This is a genomic window from Streptomyces malaysiensis subsp. malaysiensis, assembly GCF_040653035.1.
GTDB classification, from domain to species: domain Bacteria; phylum Actinomycetota; class Actinomycetes; order Streptomycetales; family Streptomycetaceae; genus Streptomyces; species Streptomyces malaysiensis.
In genome coordinates this window covers 165198-187185 of sequence record NZ_JBEZNG010000008.1, presented here as the reverse complement: position 1 = coordinate 187185, position 21988 = coordinate 165198, and the positions used below count along the sequence as shown (strand labels likewise).

The following is a 21988-nucleotide window of genomic DNA, read 5'->3' as shown; positions in this document are numbered from 1 at the left end:
TGTCTGGGCCAGAGCGCCGGTTCCAGGGCCTGGGGCAGATCCCCGGATCCGGGGATCTGGGACAAAGCCCCGGGTTCCGGGGCCCGGGGCGAAGCCCCAGGTCCGGGGCGCGAGACAGAACCCCGGCTTCCGGGATCCGGGGCGAAGCCCCAGGTCCGGGGCCCGGGACAGAACCCCGCCATACGGCGGAGCCGCATACCGACACCGCGGGAAAGGGCCACGGGAAGGGGCGAGAGCCCCGGACGGGAGGCAGAGACGACAGCGCCGCTCCCGGGACCTGAGGCGAAGCCCCGGGTCTGGGGGAGAGCCCCGGTTCCGGGATCTAGGGCAGAGCGCCGGTTCCGGGGCCTGGGGCAGAGCTCCGGGTTCGGGGGCCTGGGGCAGAACCTCGGTTCCGGGATCTGGGGCAGAACCCCGGGTTCGGGGATCTGAGGCGAAGCCCCGGGCTCCGGGATCTGGGACAAAGCCCCGGTTCCGGGATCCGGGGCGAAACCCCAGGTCCGGGGCCCGGGACAGAACCCCGGTTCGGGGGGTCTGCGGCGGAGCCCCGGGTTCGGGGGCCGGGGCAGAGCCCCAGGTCCGGGGCCCGGGACAAAGCCCCAGGTCCGGGGGCCGGGACAAAGCCCCAAGTCCGGGGCCCGGGACAGAACCCCGGTTCGGGGGTCTGGGGCGGAGCCCCGGGTTCGGGGTCTGGGGCGGAGCCCCAGGTTCGGGGGCCGGGGCAGAGTCCCGGGTTCGGGGGCCGGGGCGGAGTCCCGGGTTCGGGGAGGGGCGGGGAGGGGAGCAGGGCGCCGCAGGCGGCGAGGCTCGTCGGGCTCCCGCTATCCGCCCGGCTGGGCGTGCTCCGCCGCCGACCGCAGGTCGATCTCGCGCCAGAAGCCCGCCCGGATCGCATAGCGGTCGTGCTCGTCGATCTGGTCGTCCTTGTGGGCCAGCAGCCCGAAGCGCGCCGCGTACCGGAGCAGTTCACCGTCGATGCGGTGCGGGATACGGGGGTATTCCGTGGAGAGCTGCTGGAGGTGGGCCGGATCGGCGAGCCGGTCGGTCCAGCGGCGCGCGAAGACCTGGCCGACCTCGAACGGATCGCCGCTGACGGCGGTGATGTCCTCCTCGCGGTCGGCCCAGCGCTGCTCGGCGCTGGTGAGCTGGGCCAGCATGGGGAGGTTGGCGGTCTCCGGCGGCTCCCCCACCCCGGCGCCGGGGCCCCGGTCGATCCAGCCCTTGTCGGAGGACCACCGCAGGGTGGCACCGGCGCCCTGCTGCCGCTCCGCCTGGCCGCCGGGCCCGGCCGGGCCTCCGCCTGGCCCGGCCGGGCCGCGGCCCAGGTCGGCGAGGTCCTTGGGGGTCGGCACGCCCTTACCGGCGCCGCCCGCCACGGCATCCGTGCCCGCCCGGGGGTCCGGGGCGGCGGGACGGCCGGGGGCGGCGGCCGGGCCGGTCACCTCGGCGCCGGGCCGGGAGGCGCCGTTGCGGCCGGGGGCCGCCTCCGCGGCGCCGGGTGCCGCGGCAGCGGCGGCAGCGGCGGCCGTCTCCGGCAGCGGGGCGGAGAGAATGGCCGCGATCTCCGGGCGCGGCTCGGAGACGGGCGCACAGGGCCCGGGAAGCTCCTTGGCGCGCACCGCCCGGGTGATCCAGGCGCGGTCGAGGACGCGCCGCTCATCGGCCTCGGCGACGAGGTCCTCGGACTGGTTGTAGTCGCCGTCGGCGGCCTGGACGGCCCAGAGGTGGACGGCGACGCCGTGCTCCTTGGCCGACATCAGCCCGGGCAGCAGATCGCCGTCGCCGGTGACGAGAACGATGTCGGAGCAGGCGCGGTTGCGTGCGAGCTCGGTGAGCTCGGCGTGCATGGCGGCGTCCACGCCCTTCTGGGCCCAGCGGCCGTCACTGCGGGTGAGCGCACCGAGTCGCACGGTCACCCGCGGCATCACACGCAGCCGCCGGTGCTCGGGCTGGGGTACGCGGTCGGGGGCACCGTCGAACCAGTAGATGCGCAGCAGCGGGCGCTCGGTCTCGGCCTCGGCCCGCTCCCGCAAACCCTGGATGAGGGTCGCGTGGTCGACGGAGATACGCGACCGGGCAGGCTCCCCGGCCAGCAGGCTCGCGGCGGCGCCCAGCAGATACCCGGCGTCCACCAGGACGACGCAGCGGTCCACGTTCCACCCTCTTTCCTGACGGTCCAGTCCTCGGTCGCCCCCCGCACACAGCCGTACCCCGGATGTGGTTCTTCGGCTTTCCTTCGAGTCTGCCCGACCGCGCGGGGGTTATCAGTCCGAACTGGATCACCGGCGTGGCGGATACGGCTTACCCGCCAATACCCTCCTTCTCACTCACCGTAATTGCCCGAAATGCACGGGTCACTATGACATGTCACTGTTCTTCCGGAGGGGCTTCTCCCCGGAGGGCCCTTCGCCGGGGGGCTGATCCCAACTGGAGGAACACCACCATGGGTAAGAACAAGAACCGCGATCGCAAGCAGCAGCAGGACGAGCGGCGTCAGGAGCGCGGCATGGACGGCCGCCCCGCCGACCAGCAGTCCTCGATGGACTCGCAGTCGCAGCCGATGCGGTCGGAGGACAGCCCCTCGACGAGCCGCAAGCGGCAGAAGAGCTTCGGCCACAACTGACGCGCCGCGCACCGGCGCCGGGCCACCGCGGCGGCAGGCCGCGTGAGTGGCGGACCGTGTGAAGTGGCCCCAGGGGCGCGCCCGATGTGGGCGCGCCCCTTGTGCGTTCTCGTCAAGGCCGGGTCGGCGGGGCCGGGCGATCCCCGGCCGGCCAGGACCTCACCCGGCCAGGCAGGACGCCCCCAACAGCACCTTGAGATCACCGAAGAGCGCCGGATCGGCGGTGACGCGGTGCCGGTCGAGCCGGAGCACGGTGGTCTTCCGCGCCCCCTGGAGCTTGATCCGCACCTCGGTGGAGCCACGGTGGTGGGTGAGCACCTCACTGAGCTTCTCGACCAGCGGCGGGGTGACCTTGACCGTGGGAATGGTGATCGTCACGGGCGCGTCGGCACCCGCCTCGGACAGATCGGGGACCATCAGCTCCATGGCGACCAGCCGGGGCACGTCCTCGCGCTTGTCCAGCCGGCCCTTGACGAAGACGACCACGTCCTCGATCAGCTGGGTGGAGACCAGCTGATAGGTGGCCGGGAAGAACATGCACTCGATGGAGCCGGCCAGGTCCTCCACGGTGGCGATGGCCCAGGCGTTGCCCTGTTTGGTCATCTTGCGCTGGAGGCCGGAGATGATGCCGCCGATGGTGACGATCGCGCCGTCCGCGTGTTCACCCCCGGTGAGCGCGGAGATCGCGGCATCCGCCTTCTCGTTCAGCACATGTTCGATGCCGAACAGCGGATGGTCGGAGACATACAGGCCCAGCATCTCCCGCTCCTGGGCCAGCAGATAGGTCTTCTCCCATTCGACGTCCGAGAACTCGACGTCGAGGCCGAAGCCCGGCCCGTCGCCGTCACCGCCGTCACCGCCCATGCCGCCGAAGAGGTCGAACTGCCCCTCGGCCTCCTTGCGCTTGACCGCGACCACATTGTCGATCAGCGCCTCGTAGTGCGCCGTGAGCCCCTTACGGGTGTGGCCCATCTCGTCGAAGGCGCCCGCCTTGATCAGCGATTCGGTGGTGCGCTTGTTGCAGACGACCGCCTCGACCTTGTCCAGGTAGTCCGGGAACGAGCCGTACTTCCCCTTGGCCTTACGGCCCCGGATGATCGCCTCCACCACGTTCTGACCGACGTTCCGGACCGCCGTGAGACCGAAGAGGATCACATCGTCGCCCTGGGCGGTGAAGTTGGCCTCGGACTCATTGACGTTCGGCGGCAGCACCTTGATGCCCATACGGCGGCATTCGTTCAGATAGACCGCCGACTTGTCCTTGTCGTCGCGGACCGAGGTGAGCAGCGCCGCCATGTACTCGGCGGGGTAGTTGGCCTTGAGGTACGCGGTCCAGTAGGTGACCAGGCCGTACGCGGAGGAGTGCGCCTTGTTGAACGCGTATCCGGCGAACGGGACCAGGACGTCCCACACCGCCTGGATGGCCTCGTCGGAGTACCCCTTCTCGCGGGCGCCCTTCTGGAAGTTGACGAACTCCTTCTCCAGCACCTCGGGCTTCTTCTTGCCCATGGCGCGGCGCAGCAGGTCGGCCTGGCCCAGCGAATAGCCGGCGAGCACCTGGGCGGCCTTCTGCACCTGCTCCTGGTACACGATGAGGCCGTAGGTGATGCCGAGGACCTCCTTGAGCGGCTCCTCCAGCTCGGGGTGGATCGGGGTGATCTCCTGCTGCCCGTTCTTCCGCAGCGCGTAGTTGATATGCGAGTTCATGCCCATCGGGCCCGGCCGGTAGAGGGCCGAGACGGCGGAAATGTCCTCGAAGTTGTCGGGCTTCATCATGCGCAGCAGGGAGCGCATGGGGCCGCCGTCGAACTGGAAGACGCCGAGGGTGTCACCGCGGCAGAGCAGTTCGAAGGTCTTGGGGTCGTCCAGGGACAGATCGAGCATCTTCAGATCGATGCCCTTGTTGGCGCGCACCATCTTGACGGCGTCATCCATGATGGTGAGGTTGCGCAGGCCCAGGAAGTCCATCTTCAGCAGGCCGAGCGACTCACAGGTGGGGTAGTCCCACTGGGTCACGACCTGGCCGTCGTTCTTCGGCGAGAAGACGGGCACATGGTCGGTCACCGTCTCGCTCGACATGATCACACCCGCGGCGTGCACACCCATCTGGCGCACCAGGCCCTCGATACCGCGCGCGGTGTCGATGACCTTCTTCACATCCGGCTCGTTCTCATACATCCCGCGCACCTCGCCCGCCTCGCTGTAGCGGGGGTGCTTCTCATCGGTGATACCGGAGAGCGGGATGCCCTTGCCGAGGACGTCGGCGGGCATGGCCTTGGTGATGCGGTCGCCCATCGCGTACGGATAGCCGAGCACCCGGGCCGAGTCCTTGATGGCGTTCTTGGCCTTGATGGTGCCGTAGGTGCCGATCTGGGCGACCTTGTCGTGGCCGTATTTCTCGGTGACGTACCGGATGACCTCGCCGCGCCTACGCTCGTCGAAGTCGATGTCGACATCCGGCATGGACACGCGCTCGGGGTTGAGGAACCGCTCGAAGATCAGCCCGTGCTCGACCGGGTCGAGGTCGGTGATGCCCATGGCGTACGAGACGATCGAACCGGCCGCGGAGCCCCGGCCGGGGCCGACCGCGATGCCGTTGTTCTTGGCCCACATGATGAAGTCGGCGACCACGAGGAAGTACCCCGGGAACCCCATCTGGATGATGACGTCCATCTCGTACTCGGCCAGGCTCTGACGGTCCTCGGGGACGCCGCCGGGGAAGCGGCGGGCCATCCCCTTCTTGACCTCCTCCTGGAACCAGGTGACCTCGGTGTACCCCTCGGGGACGTCGAACCGCGGCATCAGGTCGCGCTTCTCGAACCACCCGTTGTTGTCGATCTGCTCGGCGACCAGGAGCGTGTTGCGGCAGCCCTCCTGCCAGGCGTCCGAGGAGTCGATGGCGTACATCTCGTCGGTGGACTTCAGGTAATAGCCGGTGCCGTCGAAGCGGAAGCGGTCCGGATCGGAGAGGTTCTTGCCGGTCTGGACGCACAGCAGCGCGTCATGCGCCTCGGACTCGCGGGCGTAGGTGTAGTGCGAGTCGTTGGTCACCAGCGGCGGGATGTCCAGCTTCTTGCCGATCTCCAGCAGCCCGTCCCGGACCCGGCGCTCGATCTCGATGCCATGGTCCATCAGCTCCAGGAAGTACCGGTCCTTGCCGAAGATGTCCTGGTACTCGGAGGCGGCCTTGAGGGCCTCGTCGAACTGGCCCAGCCGCAGCCGGGTCTGCAACTCGCCCGAGGGGCAGCCGGTGGAGGCGATCAGGCCCTCGGACCACTGGGCGATGGTCTCCTTGTCCATCCGCGGCCACTTGACGAAATAGCCCTCCATATAGGCGTCCGAGGAGAGCCGGAAGAGGTTGTGCAGACCGGTCTTGTTCGACGCCCAGATGGTCTTGTGGGTGTAACCACCGGAACCGGAGACGTCATCGCGCTTCTGGTGCGGCTGACCCCACTGGACACGCCGCTTGTAGCGCCGCGACTCGGGCGCCACATACGCCTCGATCCCGATGATCGGGGTGATCCCGGCGCCCGTCGCCTGCTGGTAGAAGTCGTACGCCCCGTGGAGGTTGCCATGGTCGGTCATGGCGATATGGGTCATGCCCATCTCATTGCAGGCGTTGAACATGTCCTTGAGCCGCGCCGCACCGTCCAGCAGCGAGTACTGGGTGTGGACATGCAGGTGCGTGAAGGGCGGCTTGGTCACGGTGGAAGACCTCCGGCGAACAATCGATGACGGCAGGGCGAGACAGCTCCGAAGGTTACCCCTCCGCACTGACAAGAACCGGGCACTCGCGAGTAGCCTCAGGCGTTGATCCCGACGGGTCATCCGGTCCTCCCGCGCACCCGGCGAGACGGAACATACCCTGTCGTACCTGCCACACCGATCAGTTCCCTCATGCCCCAGGAGGCGTTCCGCGATGTCGACCCAGCAGACCCAGGCGGAACAGCGCGGGGAGCACATCCTCGCCGTATTCGACACCGCCTTCGGCGAGCTGCTCGCCGCCGACCCGGCCGCCTTCCGCGTCAAGTTCCGGAAGATGGCCGCCTCGGCGTTCGCGTTCTACCGCGGCACCGCCTGCCTGTTCTATTCGGATGTGGAGCGGGAGCGCTCCGGCGGGCCGTACCTGGACGACCGCACCAGCCGGGTGTGGATCCACGGTGACCTCCACGCCGAGAACTTCGGCACCTACATGGACGCCAACGGCCGTCTGATCTTCAATGTCAACGACTTCGACGAGGCGTACGTCGGCCCCTTCACGTGGGACCTGAAGCGCTTCGCCGCCTCCGTGGCGCTCATCGGCTACACCAAGGCGCTCAGCGACGAGAAGATCACCGAGCTGGTGCGGACGTACGCCGGCGCCTACCGCGAGCGCATCCACGCCCTGGCCACCGGCGCCAAGAACGACGAGGTGCCGCCCTTCACCCTGGAGACCGCGGAGGGTCCGCTGCTGGACGCGCTGCGCGACGCCCGCTCGCTGACCCGCTTCGGGCTGCTCGACTCGATGACCGAGATCCGCGACTTCGAGCGCCGCTTCACGGCCGGCGGCGGATCCATCGAGCTGGACGCCGCCACCCGCTACAAGGTTCTGGCCGCCTTCGACGGCTATCTGGAGACGCTCCCCGAGTCCAGTCTCTCGCGCCCGGACTCCTATCGCGTCAAGGACGTCGTGGGCCGCCGGGGCATCGGCATCGGCAGCGCCGGGCTCCCCTCGTACAACATCCTTCTGGAGGGCAACAGCGACGCCCTGGAGAACGATGTGGTGATCTACATGAAGCAGGGGCAGACCCCGGCGGTCTCCCGGCACATCACCGATGAGCAGGTGCGGTCGTACTTCCGCCACGAGGGCCACCGCACGGTGATCTCCCAGCGCGCGCTCCAGGCCCACGCCGACCCGTGGCTGGGCTGGACCGAGCTGGACGGCGCGGGGCAGCTGGTCGCCGAGGTGTCGCCGTACGCGGTGGACCTCGACTGGTCCGACATCGACGACCCGGTCGAGATCGCGGCGGTCGTGGCCGACCTGGGGCGGGCCACGGCCACCATGCACGCGGCCGCCGACGACCAGAGCGGCCACTCGCTGGTGCCGTTCTCCACCGAGCGCGCCATCGACGCGGTGATCGCCGCCGACGAGGACGCCTTCGCCGAGCTCCTGGTGGACTTCGCGCACTCCTACGGTGCCCGCGCCCGGGCCGACCACCAGATCTTCGTGGACCTCTTCCGCAACGGCCGAATCCCGGGCCTCTGACCGTCCCCCCGGCCGGGTCGGCCGCCGCCCCGGGGCCCGCCGCAAAGCGGCTCGAGGGCGGTCGGCCGGCCTCGGGGGCCGGTTCCTCACATGGTCCCTACAGACGTTCATGGCAGAATTCGAAGTCATGGACGGCACCGGACCGCAGCTGAGGGCAGTGCGCGCGGCGCTCTTCACGGCGCTGTGCGTCACACTGTCCTCGGCTTCGCATGTCCTGCTGTCGCGGACCCCGCTGCCGCTGGGCACCGTCGCCGCGCTCTCGGTGGCCGTCTTCGCCGTCGCCTACGCCCTCGCGGGCCGGGAGCGGGGCTTCTGGTCCATCGCGACGCTGCTGATCCCCCTGGAGCTGGCCGCCGACACGATCTTCACCACCGGCCAGCAGGCGTGTTACGGACAGTCCGGCGGCCCGGTGGCGGGCTCCCTGCGCTCCATGGGCGTCACCGTGCTGTGCGGCGGCGGCGATCTCGGCAGTCCGCTGCCCGGGGTCTCCCAGAACGGCGTCGGCACCCCGCTGGCGGCCGCCGTGAGCTCCGCCACCCCCTGGCTGCTGCTCGCCGCGCATGTCGCGGTGGGTCTGATCGCCGCGGCCTGGCTGCGGCGCGGCGAGGCCGCCCTGAGCCGTCTGCTGGGCTCCCTGGCCGCCTTCGCCTTCCGGCCGCTGCTGCTGGCCGTAGCGGCCCACACGGCGGCCCTGCGGCCCCGCCACCCGGCCACGCGGCCCGCACGGCCGGTGCGCCCGGCGCCGGCCCTCCCTCTTCTCGTGCACTCCGTGGTGCGTCGTGGACCGCCCTGCTCGGCCGCTGCCTGAGCACAGCGATCCACATCCCCGTACGCATATCCGACGACGCACCCCCACGGAGACCGATCCATCATGAGCAACCGCAACAACCACCAGAACAAGCAGGCCGCCCGCGAGCGGCTGCGCGCCGAGCGTGAGCGCCAGGCCAAGAAGGACCGGGTGCGGCGCCAGCTGTTCGTCGGCGGCGCGGTCGTCGCGGTCCTCGCGATAGCCGGCGGCATAGGCTACGCCGTCACCAACATGAACTCGGACAACGCCAACCAGAAGTGGCGGGCGGCGGCCGAGAAGAAGACGTTCACCAAGCCCGCCAACGCCACCGGCCCGCAGGGCACGACGGTGGTCATCGGCGACAAGAAGGCCAAGAACACCCTGCATGTCTACGAGGACATGCGCTGCCCGGTCTGTGCCCAGTTCGAGCAGTACACCGGCCCGACCGTGCTCAAGGACATCAAGGACGGCACCTACAAGGCGCAGTTCACCATGGGCACCTTCCTCGACGACAACAAGCAGATGCCCGGCGCCGGCTCGAAGAACGCGCTGAGCGCGCTCGGCGCGGCGCTCAACGTCAGCCCGCAGGCGTTCCTGGACTACAAGGAGGCGCTGTACGCGCCGAAGAACCACCCGGAGGAGACCAAGGACTCCTTCGCCGACAACCAGAAGCTGATCGACATCGCCCAGCAGGTCAAGGAGCTGAAGGGCAACACGGCCTTCGAGAAGGCCGTGAAGAACGGCACCTACGACCGGTGGGCGCTGGCCATGTCCAAGACGTTCAACGACACCAAGGACGTCACCGGCACCCCGTCCTTCAAGCTCAACGGGAAGAAGCTGGAGGTGGGCGGCAACCCGCCGATGACTCCGGACCAGTTCACCCCGCTGGTCAAGCAGGGGCTGAAGAAGTAGCGTCCGGCCCTTCCCGGCCGGTCGGCGGGCGTGCCCCAGGGCGCGCCCGCCGACCGCGTTCCGGCCCGGCCATGGCGACGGTGACCGCCCTGTCACGGCGACGGCGACCGCCCGGCCAGGGTGGCGGCGACCGCCCGGCCACAGCCACGATGACCTCCCGGCCACAGCCGTGGTGACCTCGTGCGACGGGCGGGCGAACATCCCCCGAGCCCCCTGTCCGGGCCCGCTACTTGTCAGTAATCTCCTCGGCCGTGACCGACCTCCACATATCGCGAAGAAGCGCCGTCACGGCCGCGGCGGCCGCCGCCGCCCTGCTGCCCCTCGTCCCCGGTCCCGCGGCCCACGCCGACGCCGGTCCCGCCTTTCTGCACGGCGTCGCCTCCGGCGACCCGCTGCCCGACGGGATCCTGCTGTGGACCCGCATCACGCCCGCCCCTGACGCCGTGCCCGGCTCGGGGCTCGGCCCGGCCATCGAGGTGACCTGGGAGGTCGCCGAGGACCGGGACTTCCGCTCGGTCGTCGCCCGCGGCACCGTCAAGGCCGCCGCCGGCACCGACCACACCGTCAAGGCCGATGTGCGCGGGCTGCGGCCCGCCACCGGCTACTTCTACCGCTTCGCGGTGGACGGCGGCGTCCGCTCCCCCACAGGCCGCACCCGCACCGCCCCGGCGCACGACGCCGCGGCCGAGGGGGTGCGCTTCGGCGTGGTCTCCTGCGCCAACTGGGAGGCGGGCTGGTTCTCCCCGTACCGCCATCTGGCCGCCCGCGCCGACCTGGACGCGGTGCTCCACCTCGGCGACTACATCTACGAGTACAAGAGCGGCGAATACCCGCAGACCAAGGACGCCCTCCGCCCGCACGCCCCCACCCACGAGATCGTCACGCTCGCCGACTACCGCGTCCGGCACGGGAACTACAAGACCGACCCCGACGCCCAGGCGCTGCACGCCGCGCTCCCCCTGATCGCGATCTGGGACGACCACGAGTTCGCCAACGACGCCTGGTCCGGCGGGGCGGAGAACCACACGCCCGGCACCGAGGGGGCCTGGGCCCAGCGGGTGGCCGCCGCCAAGCAGGCGTACTTCGAGTGGATGCCGGTGCGCCCCTCCACCCAGGGCACCACCTACCGTCGGCTGCGCTACGGCACCCTCGCCGATCTCCATCTGCTCGATCTGCGCTCGTTCCGCTCCCAGCAGGCGGCCACCGGCAGCGGGGACGTGGACGACCCGGAGCGCACCATGACCGGGCGCGCCCAGCTCGACTGGCTGAAGTCCGGCCTGACCGCCTCGGACACCACCTGGCGGCTGGTGGGCAACTCGGTGATGATCTCACCGGTCGCCTTCGGGGCCCTCCCCGCCGAGCTGCTGGCCCCGCTGGCCGAGCTGCTGGGGCTGCCCAAGGGCGGTCTGGCCATCAACACCGACCAGTGGGACGGCTATACGGACGACCGGCGCGAGCTGCTCGCGCACCTCACCGACCGCGGAATCGGCAACACGGTCTTCCTCACCGGTGACATCCATATGGCCTGGGCCAACGACGTACCGGTGAGGGCCGGCACCTATCCGCTCTCGCCGTCGGCCGCCACCGAGTTCGTGGTCACCTCGGTGACCTCCGACAACCTCGACGATCTGCTCCATGTGCCACCGCAGACGGTGTCCCTGGCGGCGGTCGCCGCGATCAGGGCCGCCAACCGCCATGTGAAGTGGGTGGACATGGACTCGCACGGCTACGGCGTGCTCGATGTCACCCCCCAGCGGGCCCAGATGGACTACTACACCGTCTCCGACCGCACCGATCCGCGCGCCACGGCCGCCTGGGCGCGGTCGTACCGCACCCGGGCGGGCAGCCAGCGGGTCGAGCGCGCCGACGCGCCGGTGCGCTGACGGCGGCGGTTCACGGGCTCAGCGGCGGTTCACGGGCTCAGAGGTCGGCCAGGAAGCCGAGCGCCACCCGCCAGGTGGCCTCGGCGGCCTCCTTGTCGTAGTCCGGCAGCTCGGGGTCGGTGAAGATGTGCCCGGCCCCGGTGTAGCGGAAGACCTCCACATCGGCACCGGCCCGCCGCATCCGCAGATACCAGGCGTTGAGCCAGTCGTGCGGTTCGAACGGGTCGGGGTCGGCCACATGCAGCTGCACCGGCAGGTCGTCGGCCGTGGCGTCGTCGACGATGTCCGAGGTGCCGTGCAGCAGAAGCAGTCCGCGCGCCTTGTCGTCGGCCAGCGCCAGGTTCTGCGCCAGGGAGCCGCCGAGCGAGAAACCGGCGTAGACCAGCCCGCGGTCCGAATAGGGCGCGGCGGCGGTGACGGCCCGTTTCAGCAGCTCGTCGCGGCCGATCCGCTCTTTGATCACCATGCCGTCCTCGACGGTCTCGGCGGTCTGCCCCTCGTAGAGGTCCGGTACGACCACCTCATGCCCGGCCGCGCGCAGCCGGTCGGCCGCCTCGTGCACGGCGGGCCGCAGCCCGTACGCGGAGTGGAACAGCACAATCGTCGAGGTACCGGCCACCGCCGTCACTTTCCTTCCCGTTTCACTTTCCGTGGATCGCCCCCTCCCATCGTGCCAGTAGCGGTCTGAGGATGCCTGATCCGGGGAAGGCGGGGCAGGACACCCGGAAATCTCCCCAGGAAAGGATGAGGTAGGTGTCCATGGAGGACGTGCTGCGTCCGCTCATCGTCATCGGCGGCTCACTGGCCATCACGCTGTTCATAGGCTGGGCCGTCGACTGGCTGCTGCGGAGGATCGATGCCCGGCATCCCGAGACCCCCCTATGGGGCCAGCTGCGCCGCTGCCGACTCCCTCTCCAGGTGACCGTGTGCACGGCGCTGCTGAGCGGTTCGTACGACAAGACGGAGGCCCGGGTCGTCCAGCAGCACGGGTCGGCGATCGGCCAGTTGCTCGCGCTGGTGCTGATCGCGGCCACGGCCTGGCTCATGGTGCGGGTCTCCTCGGCCGTCGTGGAGTCCTCCTACTTCCGCTACGCCTCCAGCGCGCACGACCCCGCGCGGGTGCGCCGGGTGCGCACCCAGGTGACGCTGATCCAGCGGGTGGTGGCCGCGGTCGTCGGCGTGGTGGCGGCCTCCGCCATGCTGCTGACCTTCCCGACGATGCGTACGGTCGGCACCTCGATGCTGGCCTCGGCCGGGATCCTCGGTGTGGTCGCCGGTGTCGCCGCCCAGTCCACGCTGGGGAATCTCTTCGCGGGGCTTCAGATCGCCTTCGGCGACATGGTGCGGATCGGCGACACGGTGGTCGTGGACGGCGAGTGGGGCACGGTCGAGGAGATCACGCTGACCTTCCTGTCCGTACGGACCTGGGACGAGCGCCGGATCACCATGCCGGTGTCGTACTTCACCAGCAAGCCGTTCGAGAACTGGTCGCGGGGCGGCACCCAGAAGGTGGCCACCGTCCTCTTCCACCTCGACCACACCACGCCGATCGAGGAGATGCGGGAGCAGCTGCGCGAGATCGTCCAGAAGTCCCCGGCCTGGGACGGCCGGAACTGGAACCTGGTGGTGACGGACACCACCCCGAGCACCATCGTGGTACGGGCGCTCATCACGGCACGGGACCCGGACGACGCGTGGGCCGCGCGCTGTGAGGTGCGCGAGAAGATGATCGCGTGGCTGCGGGACACCCATCCGTACGCCCTGCCGCGCATCGCCACCGCCCCGGCCGCCCAGCCCCCGCAGGCGGCGCCGGACCACGACCGCCGCCATGACCGCCACGATCACTTCGCGCGCTTCGAGGGCGGGCTGCACAAGGACGTCCCGCCCGCCCGGTGAGGGCTCCGCGGGCCGCTGGAAAGCTAGACCGCCCGGCGCATCGCCCGGTGCGGGATACCGCTGCCCTCTTCGAACTCGGGGCCGTACGCCTCGTAGCCCAGCCGCTCGTAGAAGCCGAGCGCATGGGTCTGGGCCTCCAGATAGACCTGGGCCAGACCGCGCCGGTGCGCCTCCGCCTCGACGGCCCGGACCAGATCGGCGCCCAGCCCGGTGCCGCGCGCCGCCCTGGTCACCGCGAGGCGGCCGAGCACGGCGGTGGTGGCGCCGTCCACACCGGCGTGGCCGTACTTCTTGTCCGCGGCGGCGCCGTGCAGGAAGCGGACGGTGCCCACCGGGCGGCCCGCGCCGTCGGTGGCCAGGAGGTGGACGGCGTGCTCGTCGTACGCGTCCATCTCCTCCTCCACGGGGATCCGCTGCTCCACCACGAAGACCTCCCGGCGGACCGCGAAGCAGCCGGACAGGTCCCCGTCGGTGACGACCTCGATCACGCGCTCTCCGCCTTCACGATGTCCAGCGCCCCCCGCAGATCGTCCGGGTAGGCGCTCTCGAACTCGACCCACTCGCCGTGCGCGGGGTGCTCGAAGCCGAGCCGCACGGCGTGCAGCCACTGCCGGGTCAGCTTCAGCCGCTTGGCGAGCGTCGGGTCCGCGCCGTAGGTGAGGTCGCCGACGCAGGGGTGGCGGTGGGCCGCCATATGCACCCGGATCTGGTGGGTACGGCCGGTCTCCAGCTTGATGTCCAGCAGACTCGCGGCCCGGAACGCCTCGATGAGGTCGTAGTGGGTGACGCTCGGCTTGCCCTCCGCCGTCACCGCCCACTTGTAGTCGTGCTGCGGATGGCGCCCGATCGGGGCGTCGATGGTGCCGCTCAGCGGGTCCGGATGGCCCTGGACCAGCGCGTGGTAGCGCTTGTCCACGGTGCGCTCGCGGAACTGCTGCTTGAGCACGGAGTACGCGAGCTCGGACTTGGCCACGACCATGAGCCCGGAGGTGCCGACGTCCAGCCGGTGCACGATCCCCTGGCGCTCGGCGGCGCCCGAGGTGGAGACGCGGAAACCGGCGGCGGCGAGCCCGCCGATCACGGTGGGACCGGTCCAGCCGGGGCTGGGGTGGGCGGCGACACCGACCGGCTTGGCGACGACCACGATGTCCTCGTCGTCGTACACGATCTCCATGCCCTCGACGGGCTCGGCGACGATCCGTACCGGCGGCGCGGCCTGCGGCATCTCGACCTCGAGCCAGGCACCCCCGGAGACCCGGTCGGACTTCCCGGCCACACTGCCGTCGAGCTGCACCTTTCCGGCGGCGGCCAGCTCGGCCGCCTTGGTCCGGGAGAAACCGAACATGCGGGCGATCGCGGCATCGACGCGCTCGCCCTCCAGACCGTCCGGTACGGGCAAGGTGCGGATCTCGGGAATCGTACTCACCCGACGAGTATGCCGGACCGGGAGCACCGGTTCGTACGTCCGTCGGATACCGGCCGTCCGGCCCTCTCCCGGGCCGGGCGGATATCGGTCCCCGCTCCCGGGCCGGGGCGATGTCAGTCGTCGCGGACCGTGCGTCGGTCCTTGTGGACCGTGTGTCAGTCCTTGTGGACGGTGCCGTCCGGGTCCAGACCGCGGAAGGACAGGATCACGATCAGGAAGCCACCGCAGACGATCGCCGAATCGGCGAGGTTGAAGACCGCGAAGTGGGAGGGCGCGATGAAGTCCACGACCGCCCCCTGGAGCTCCCCCGGCGCCCGGAAGATCCGGTCGGTGAGATTGCCGAAGGCGCCGCCGAGCAGCAGCCCGAGCGCGATGGCCCAGGGCAGGCTGTAGAGCTTGCGGGCCAGCCGGGCGATCACCACGATGACCCCGACCGCGATCACCGTGAAGACGATGGTCATGGCCTCGCCGAAGCCGAAGGCCGCCCCCCGGTTGCGGATCACCTCGAACTGTAGCCAGGTGCCGATCACCTCGACCGGAGCGTGGTGCTCCAGCTTCGCGACCACGGCCAGCTTGCTGACCAGGTCGATCAGATAGGCCAGCGCCGCGACCGCGACGAGCACCCCGACCCGCCGCCGCCCCCTGCCCGCGGTCTCATCGGCTCCGGCGGCGCTGGTCCCGGCACCCTCCTCTGCCTTCCCCGCGTCCGGCGTACCGATGGCCTGCTCCGCCTCTGTCACGTGAGTCCCTCAACTCGTCCGGGCCAGTCTCCCCCTGTGAGGGTCGAGGGTACGGCACAGGCGTACGGGCGTCAGCGCCGCTCCTGGCGCTGCTTGCACTCGACGCACAGCGTGGCTCTGGGGAACGCCTGCATCCGGGCCTTGCCGATCGGATTGCCGCAGTTCTCGCACAGCCCGTACGTCCCGGTGTCCAGCCGCTCCAGGGCGCGCTCGGTCTGGAGCAGCATCTCGCGGGCGTTTCCGGCCAGGGCCATCTCATGCTCGCGGGTGATGTTCTTGGTGCCGGTGTCGGCCTGGTCGTCGCCGGCGCCGTCACCGGAGTCGCGCATCAGCCCGGTGATCGCCTCCTCGGAGGCGAGGATCTCGGTGCGCAGCCGGCCGGCCTCGGTCAGCAGCCCGGCGCGCGCCTCGTCCACCTCCTCGGCCGACCAGGGGTCCTCGCCCGGACGGACCGCGAGCTCGCTGGGGTCGACGGGCCCGCCGGACACACGGGCCTTGGGTACGGGGGGCGCGGTCGTCGTGGCCTTCTTGTCGGTCGACGCACCACCCGGGGTCTTCTTCGCAACCACTTTCCTGGCTCCCGTCTTCTTCGCGGGCACCGCCTTGTCGGCGGATGCGGCCTTGTTGTCCATGGCCTTCCCGGCCACGGTCTCCCCGGCCGCGCCCTCCTCGGTCGGCGCGACCGCTTCGGCGGATGCGGTCTTCCCGGCGGGCGTCTCCGACTTCTTCCTCGGTGCGCTCTTCTTCGCCGCCTTGGCGGCGCCTTGCGCGGTCGCCCGGGTGGGCGCCGCGGTCTTGTCGACGGCCTTCTTGCCCGAGGCGCTCTTCTTGCCGGGCGCGGCCTTCGTCGCTTTCGCCGTGCTCTTCTGCACGGTGGTCTTTCTCGCCACCATGGCCGCGGCCCCTTCACATATTGTGATCTTGCGCGCGAATCGTTCCGGAACGATAAATCGACTTCGGACGGGCGGCAACGGGGCACGCCGCCCGATTCGCCCGGCTTGCCCGTACGACAACCCGGTCTCCACCGTTGTGCCCCACTCCGCGCCCGGTAATCCGTCCGGGTTCCGGTACCCGGAGGTGACCCAGCGTGACGGCCCTGACAACGACGCCCGGCGTATCGCCATTCGGGTCGGTCCCCGCGGCCGCCGGTCCCCCGATCGGCCCAGCGCCCTGATCGGTCGGCCCCGGTCTCCCCCGCCCCGTACACTGGGGCGCAGCGAAAGGCATGGATGGGGACGAGTAGCGTCGTAGGCGGCCCAGAGCGACCCGGGGACGGTGTGAGCCCGGGGGCAGGCGCGATGTGAAGGATCACCCCGGAGCCGCCGGAAGAACGCCCCCCGGGGTCAGTAGAACCGGCATCGCGATCCCAATGAGGGGGCCGGGAGCCGACCCGCTGCCGGCCAAGGAGGGTGGTACCGCGGGAGCACACGTCTCTCGTCCCTCCGACGGAAACGGAAGAGCACGTGTCCGCCGGAGGAAGAAGAGCCCCGATGACGCCGCAGTACCGCCAGGTGCCCGCCCAGGTCGACCTGCCCGCCCTCGAGCACGCCGTGCTCGACTTCTGGCGGGAGAACAAGATCTTCGCCCGTAGCCTCGAACAGTCCGAGGGACGGCCCGAGTGGGTCTTCTACGAGGGCCCCCCGACCGCGAACGGCATGCCGGGCGCCCACCACATCGAGGCCCGCGTCTTCAAGGACGTCTTCCCGCGCTTCCGCACCATGCGCGGCTACCACGTCGACCGTAAGGCGGGCTGGGACTGCCATGGCCTGCCGGTCGAGCTGGCGGTCGAGAAGGAGCTGGGCTTCAACGGCAAGAAGGACATCGAGGCGTACGGCATCGCCGAGTTCAACGCCAAGTGCCGGGAGTCCGTCACCCGGCACACCGACGCCTTCGCCGAGCTCACCACGCGGATGGGGTACTGGACCGACCTCGACGGCGCGTACTGGACCATGAACCCCGAGTACGTCGAGTCGGTGTGGTGGTCCCTGAAGGAGATCTTCAACAAAGGGCTGCTGGTCCAGGACCACCGCGTGGCCCCCTGGTGCCCGCGCTGCGGCACCGGGCTGTCCGACCACGAGCTGGCCCAGGGCTATGAGACGGTCGTCGACCCCTCGGTCTTCGTCCGCTTCCCGCTGACCTCGGGCCCGCTGGCGGGCGAGGCGGCGCTGCTGGTGTGGACGACCACACCGTGGACCCTGGTCTCCAACACCGCCGTGGCCGCGCATCCGGGAGTGCGCTATGTGGTCGCCACCAACGGCGAGGAGAAGCTGGTCGTCGCCGAACCGCTGGTCGAGAAGGCGCTCGGCGAGGGCTGGACCACCACCGGGGAGTCCTTCACCGGCGCCGAGATGGAGCGCTGGAGCTATCGGCGCCCCTTCGAGCTGGTGGAGATCCCCGACGCCCACTTCGTCGTCAACGCCGAGTATGTGACGACCGAGGACGGCACCGGTCTGGTCCACCAGTCCCCCGCCTTCGGCGAGGACGACCTGCTGACCTGCCGTGCCTACGGTCTGCCGGTGGTCAACCCGGTGCGCCCGGACGGCACCTTCGAGGAGGGCCTCGACCTGGTCGGCGGGCAGTTCTTCAAGAAGGCCGACGAGGCGCTGACGGCGGACCTCAAGGAGCGCGGGCTGCTGTTCCGGCATGTGCCGTACGAACACAGCTACCCGCACTGCTGGCGCTGCCACACCGCGCTGCTCTACTACGCCCAGCCGTCCTGGTACATCCGCACCACCGCGATCAAGGACGCGCTGCTGCGGGAGAACGAGAAGACCAACTGGTATCCCGAGTCGGTCAAGACCGGTCGCTATGGCGACTGGCTCAATAACAACATCGACTGGGCGCTGTCGCGCAACCGCTACTGGGGCACCCCGCTGCCCATCTGGCGCTGCGCCGAGTCTCATCTGACCTGCGTCGGCTCCCTCGCCGAGCTCTCCGAGCTGACCGGCACCGACCAGAGCGGTCTGGACCCGCACCGGCCCTACATCGACTCGGTCACCTTCGGCTGCCCCGCCGACGGCTGCTCGCTGACGGCCGAGCGGGTGCCCGAGGTCATCGACGCCTGGTACGACTCGGGCTCGATGCCGTTCGCGCAGTACGGCTACCCGTACCGGAACAAGGAGCTCTTCGAGCGGCGCTACCCGGCGCAGTTCATCTCCGAGGCCATCGACCAGACCCGCGGCTGGTTCTACACGCTGATGGCGGTCGGCACGCTCGTCTTCGACAAGTCCTCGTACGAGAACGTGGTCTGCCTCGGTCATATCCTGGCCGAGGACGGCCGGAAGATGTCCAAGCACCTGGGCAACATCCTTCAGCCGATCCCGCTGATGGATCAGCACGGCGCGGACGCGGTGCGCTGGTTCATGGCCGCGGGCGGCTCGCCCTGGGCCGCCCGCCGAGTGGGCCACGGCACCATCCAGGAAGTCGTCCGCAAGACGCTGCTCACCTACTGGAACACGGTCGCCTTCCAGGCGCTGTACGCCCGCACCTCGGGCTGGGCGCCCTCCGCGGCCGACCCGGCCCCGGCCGAGCGGCCGCTGCTGGACCGCTGGCTGCTGGGCGAGCTGGGCACGCTCACCGAGCAGGTCACCGAGTCCCTGGAGGCGTACGACACCCAGCGCGCCGGAAAGCTGCTGTCGGCCTTCGTCGACGATCTGTCCAACTGGTACGTGCGCCGCTCCCGCCGCCGGTTCTGGCAGGGCGACACCGCCGCGATGCGCACCCTGCACGATGTCATCGAGACGGTCACCCGGCTGATGGCGCCCCTGGTGCCCTTCATCACCGAGCGGGTCTGGCAGGACCTGGTCGTCCCGGTGACCCCGGAGGCCCCCGCCTCGGTGCACCTGACCAGCTGGCCGGAGCCGGACCGGTCGATGATCGACCCGGCCCTCTCGGCCCAGATGGCGCTCGTGCGGCGCCTGGTGGAGCTGGGACGCGCGACCCGCGCGGAATCCGGTGTGAAGACGCGCCAGCCGCTGTCGCGCGCGCTGGTCGCCGCCTCCGGCTTCGAAGCCCTCGGCGCCGAACTGCGCGCCCAGATCGAGGAGGAGCTGAACGTCTCCTCGCTGGCGTCGCTGAGCGAGGTCGGCGGCTCGCTGGTCGACACCACCGCGAAGGCCAACTTCCGCGCCCTGGGCAAGCGCTTCGGCAAGGGCACCCAGCCGGTCGCCAAGGCGATCGCGGAGGCCGACGCGGCCGCGCTGTCGGTCGCGCTGCGCGAGGGCACGGCGTCGGTCACCGTGGACGGCGAATCGGTCGCCCTCTCTCCCGACGAGGTCATCATCACCGAGACCCCGCGCGAGGGCTGGTCGGTCGCCTCCGACGCGGGCGCCACGGTCGCCCTCGACCTGGAGATCACCCCGGAGCTGCGCCGCGCGGGTCTCGCCCGCGACGCGATCCGGCTGATCCAGGAGGCCCGTAAGAACAGCGGGCTGGATGTGGCCGACCGGATCGCGCTGCGCTGGCAGTCGGCCGACGAGGAGCTCCGCCAGGCCCTCATCGACCATGCCGAGCTGGTCGCGGACGAGGTCCTCGCGATCGACTTCGCCGCGGGCGAGGCCGACGCCACCTACGGCACCCCCTTCGAGGACACCCCCCTGGGCCTGACCTTCCGCCTCCGCAAGGCATAGCCCTCCGCCAACCGGGGCCCTGGTTCTCGGTTGCCTGACGGGCTGAAATCAGCCCGTCAGGGGGCACCTCCCAGCGGTAGCTGGGGGAGCTTGAGGACCGGGGTCCGGGGCGGAGCCCCGGTCGTGGGGAGGGGCGGGCAGGGGAAAGCTCCCCGGCAGACCGTACGCATGGCAAAGGGCCGGGCCCCAGGAACGTGTTCCTGGGGCCCGGCCCTTGTGATTGCCGAACGCTCCGCGCTACGCGGCCCGCGTCAGTTGTCGTCCTCGTCGATGAGGAAGCCCCGCATCGGGCTCGGCGCCTGCTGCATCGGCTGCGGACTCTGCGGCCGCACCGGTGCCATCGGCTGGGTCATCGCGGGAGACATCGGCTGCTGCCCACCGTAGGACGGCGCTCCGCCGTTCGGGTTGTGGCCGCCCATGGACTGGTTGCCGCCCATGGTGTGGCCGCCCATCGTGCCGGCGCCGGCCGAGGCCATGGAGCCGCTCATCGAGGGGGACGGCGGCAGCGAGGCCGTCGCCGGGGTGCGCGGCGGGGCGAGCGAGTCGTCGGCCTGGTTCTCCAGCTGGCGCAGCTGGCTCTCCAGGTACGACTTCAGCCGTGTGCGGTACTCGCGCTCGAAGCCGCGCAGATCCTCGACCTTGCGCTCGAGCGTGGCGCGAGCGGACTCCAGGGAGCCCATCGCGACACGGTGCTTCTCCTGCGCGTCCCGCTCCAGCGCGTCGGCCTTGGCGCGGGCGTCCCGCTCCAGGCCCTCGGCGCGGCTACGGGCCTCGCCGACGATCTTGTTGGCCTCGGAACGGGCCTCCGCGATCGCCTGGTCGGCGGTCTGCTGCGCGAGCGAGAGCACGCGCGCGGCGCTGTCGCCACCCGGGCCCTGCCCAGGCTGCGGCAGCTGCGGGCCACCGGGGCCGCCAGGACCGCCGGGCCCACCGGGGCCGCCCATCGGGCCGGGGCCACCGGGGCCGCCCATCGGACCACCCATGGGGCCGCCGGGGCCCATGGGACCGTTCTGACCCATGGGACCGTTCTGGCCCATCGGACCGTTCTGGCCCATCGGGCCGGGTCCGCCCTGCTGCATCGGGCCGGGGCCGTTCTGCCCCATCGGACCTGCCGGCAGCTGCGGGGCCCCGCCCGGGAGTTGGGGCGGGCCACCCATCTGCTGCTGGCCGGGTGGCACCGGCTGCGGCGGTCCCGATATGGCGGCGGGCACAGGTGCGCCTGGCCGCTCCTGCTGTTCGGGAGGCTTGCGCATGCCTTGTTGCTGGCTCTGGGCGGCGGCGCGCGTCGCGGCGGCCAGCTTGGCCCGCAGGTCCTCGTTCTCCCGTAGCAGCCGAGTCAGTTCGGCTTCGACCTCGTCGAGGAAGGCATCGACCTCGTCCTCGTCATAGCCTTCTCGGAGGCGGACGGTCGTGAACTGCTTGTTCCGCACGTCCTCGGGGGTCAACGGCATCTCTACTTCACCTCAACGTAGTCGTCGGCAATCGGCAAGACCGTATCGTTCACACCCTGCTCGCAAAATTGCTCACGACGGTGATCAGGATCCAGACGATGATCATCAGCACGAAGAAGGACAGGTCGAGCGCCACACCCCCGAGACGCAGCGGCGGAATGAACCGCCGCAGCAGCTTGAGTGGCGGATCGGTCACAGTGTAGGTGGCCTCGAGGATGACCACCATCGCCCTACCGGGTTGCCACGAGCGCGCGAACTGGAAGACGTAGTCCATCACAAGCCGGAAGATCAGCACGATCAGGTAGCAATAGAGCGCGATGTAGATCACCTGTAGTGCGATGCCCATCCCGCGCGTCCCTCTCCCCTGGTTCGTACCCGGCCTTTCGGCCTCGGATGA

The 21988-nt window shown here is 70.5% G+C and carries 16 protein-coding genes; 7 read left to right on the top strand and 9 right to left on the bottom strand.

The window, feature by feature from the left end; genetic code table 11:
* Positions 1–821 precede the first annotated feature (821 nt).
* The gene (locus AB0E24_RS18620; protein ID WP_107474668.1) at positions 822–2153 is read right to left on the bottom strand and encodes an NYN domain-containing protein; all 1332 of its coding nucleotides are present in this window, start codon (positions 2151–2153) and stop codon (positions 822–824) included.
* A gap of 290 nt (positions 2154–2443) precedes the next feature.
* On the opposite strand from AB0E24_RS18620, the gene AB0E24_RS18615 reads away from it, so the two are divergent.
* Positions 2444–2623 (top strand): hypothetical protein, encoded by a 180-nt coding sequence (locus tag AB0E24_RS18615; RefSeq protein WP_069870139.1) that lies wholly within the window; start codon positions 2444–2446, stop codon positions 2621–2623.
* A 159-nt stretch (positions 2624–2782) separates the two neighbouring features.
* Here the strand turns inward: AB0E24_RS18615 and dnaE are convergent, their stop codons facing one another.
* The gene (gene dnaE, locus AB0E24_RS18610; RefSeq protein WP_069870141.1) at positions 2783–6328 is read right to left on the bottom strand and encodes a DNA polymerase III subunit alpha; all 3546 of its coding nucleotides are present in this window, start codon (positions 6326–6328) and stop codon (positions 2783–2785) included.
* 214 nt (positions 6329–6542) lie between these two features.
* Between dnaE and AB0E24_RS18605 the strand changes: the two genes are divergently transcribed.
* The 4 genes from AB0E24_RS18605 to AB0E24_RS18590 all read left to right on the top strand — a co-directional run bounded on the left by AB0E24_RS18605 (position 6543) and on the right by AB0E24_RS18590 (position 11450).
* Complete coding sequence (locus AB0E24_RS18605; protein WP_069870143.1) at positions 6543–7868, top strand: DUF2252 domain-containing protein; 1326 nt, start codon at positions 6543–6545, stop codon at positions 7866–7868.
* A gap of 109 nt (positions 7869–7977) precedes the next feature.
* Positions 7978–8676, top strand: coding sequence for a hypothetical protein (locus tag AB0E24_RS18600; RefSeq protein WP_099013430.1), 699 nt, complete (start codon positions 7978–7980; stop codon positions 8674–8676).
* Between the two features lie 63 nt (positions 8677–8739).
* Positions 8740–9567 (top strand): thioredoxin domain-containing protein, encoded by an 828-nt coding sequence (locus AB0E24_RS18595; RefSeq protein ID WP_069870147.1) that lies wholly within the window; start codon positions 8740–8742, stop codon positions 9565–9567.
* Positions 9568–9818: 251 nt separating this feature from the next.
* Complete coding sequence (locus AB0E24_RS18590; protein ID WP_232640040.1) at positions 9819–11450, top strand: alkaline phosphatase D family protein; 1632 nt, start codon at positions 9819–9821, stop codon at positions 11448–11450.
* 37 nt (positions 11451–11487) lie between these two features.
* Here AB0E24_RS18590 and AB0E24_RS18585 read toward each other — a convergent pair whose 3' ends face one another.
* Positions 11488–12078 (bottom strand): dienelactone hydrolase family protein, encoded by a 591-nt coding sequence (locus tag AB0E24_RS18585; RefSeq protein WP_102934310.1) that lies wholly within the window; start codon positions 12076–12078, stop codon positions 11488–11490.
* Positions 12079–12209: 131 nt separating this feature from the next.
* On the opposite strand from AB0E24_RS18585, the gene AB0E24_RS18580 reads away from it, so the two are divergent.
* Positions 12210–13346 (top strand): mechanosensitive ion channel family protein, encoded by a 1137-nt coding sequence (locus AB0E24_RS18580; protein WP_079153551.1) that lies wholly within the window; start codon positions 12210–12212, stop codon positions 13344–13346.
* Positions 13347–13369: 23 nt separating this feature from the next.
* On the opposite strand, the gene AB0E24_RS18575 is transcribed toward AB0E24_RS18580, so the two are convergent.
* From AB0E24_RS18575 to AB0E24_RS18560, 4 genes are all read right to left on the bottom strand, one after another.
* Complete coding sequence (locus tag AB0E24_RS18575) at positions 13370–13834, bottom strand: GNAT family N-acetyltransferase (RefSeq protein WP_093706715.1); 465 nt, start codon at positions 13832–13834, stop codon at positions 13370–13372.
* Complete coding sequence (locus tag AB0E24_RS18570; RefSeq protein WP_069870155.1) at positions 13831–14772, bottom strand: RluA family pseudouridine synthase; 942 nt, start codon at positions 14770–14772, stop codon at positions 13831–13833. The genes AB0E24_RS18575 and AB0E24_RS18570 overlap by 4 nt, the downstream gene beginning before the upstream one ends.
* A 155-nt stretch (positions 14773–14927) precedes the next feature.
* On the bottom strand, positions 14928–15512 hold the full coding sequence (locus tag AB0E24_RS18565; RefSeq protein WP_069870157.1) for a signal peptidase II: 585 nt from the start codon (positions 15510–15512) through the stop codon (positions 14928–14930).
* Positions 15513–15583: 71 nt separating this feature from the next.
* A complete protein-coding gene (locus tag AB0E24_RS18560) occupies positions 15584–16405 on the bottom strand; it encodes a TraR/DksA family transcriptional regulator (RefSeq protein ID WP_069870160.1) in 822 nt (273 codons plus the stop codon).
* A 597-nt stretch (positions 16406–17002) separates the two neighbouring features.
* Between AB0E24_RS18560 and ileS the strand changes: the two genes are divergently transcribed.
* Positions 17003–20140, top strand: coding sequence for an isoleucine--tRNA ligase (gene ileS, locus AB0E24_RS18555; RefSeq protein ID WP_099013434.1), 3138 nt, complete (start codon positions 17003–17005; stop codon positions 20138–20140).
* A gap of 251 nt (positions 20141–20391) precedes the next feature.
* Here the strand turns inward: ileS and AB0E24_RS18550 are convergent, their stop codons facing one another.
* A complete protein-coding gene (locus AB0E24_RS18550) occupies positions 20392–21591 on the bottom strand; it encodes a DivIVA domain-containing protein (protein WP_069870164.1) in 1200 nt (399 codons plus the stop codon).
* 49 nt (positions 21592–21640) lie between these two features.
* Positions 21641–21937: a YggT family protein gene (locus tag AB0E24_RS18545; protein ID WP_014060001.1), complete on the bottom strand. Its 297-nt coding sequence runs from the start codon at positions 21935–21937 to the stop codon at positions 21641–21643.
* Positions 21938–21988: the final 51 nt, after the last annotated feature.

Bases quoted from the DNA above. Each gene is read 5' to 3' on its own strand.
- AB0E24_RS18615 (WP_069870139.1), top strand. From the start codon at position 2,444: ATGGGTAAGAACAAGAACCGCGATCGCAAGCAGCAGCAGGACGAGCGG.
- AB0E24_RS18605 (WP_069870143.1), top strand. From the start codon at position 6,543: ATGTCGACCCAGCAGACCCAGGCGGAACAGCGCGGGGAGCACATCCTC.
- AB0E24_RS18600 (WP_099013430.1), top strand. From the start codon at position 7,978: ATGGCAGAATTCGAAGTCATGGACGGCACCGGACCGCAGCTGAGGGCA.
- AB0E24_RS18595 (WP_069870147.1), top strand. From the start codon at position 8,740: ATGAGCAACCGCAACAACCACCAGAACAAGCAGGCCGCCCGCGAGCGG.
- AB0E24_RS18580 (WP_079153551.1), top strand. From the start codon at position 12,210: ATGGAGGACGTGCTGCGTCCGCTCATCGTCATCGGCGGCTCACTGGCC.
- AB0E24_RS18560 (WP_069870160.1), bottom strand. From the start codon at position 16,405: ATGGTGGCGAGAAAGACCACCGTGCAGAAGAGCACGGCGAAAGCGACG.
- ileS (WP_099013434.1), top strand. From the start codon at position 17,003: ATGACGCCGCAGTACCGCCAGGTGCCCGCCCAGGTCGACCTGCCCGCC.
- AB0E24_RS18550 (WP_069870164.1), bottom strand. From the start codon at position 21,591: ATGCCGTTGACCCCCGAGGACGTGCGGAACAAGCAGTTCACGACCGTC.
- AB0E24_RS18545 (WP_014060001.1), bottom strand. From the start codon at position 21,937: ATGGGCATCGCACTACAGGTGATCTACATCGCGCTCTATTGCTACCTG.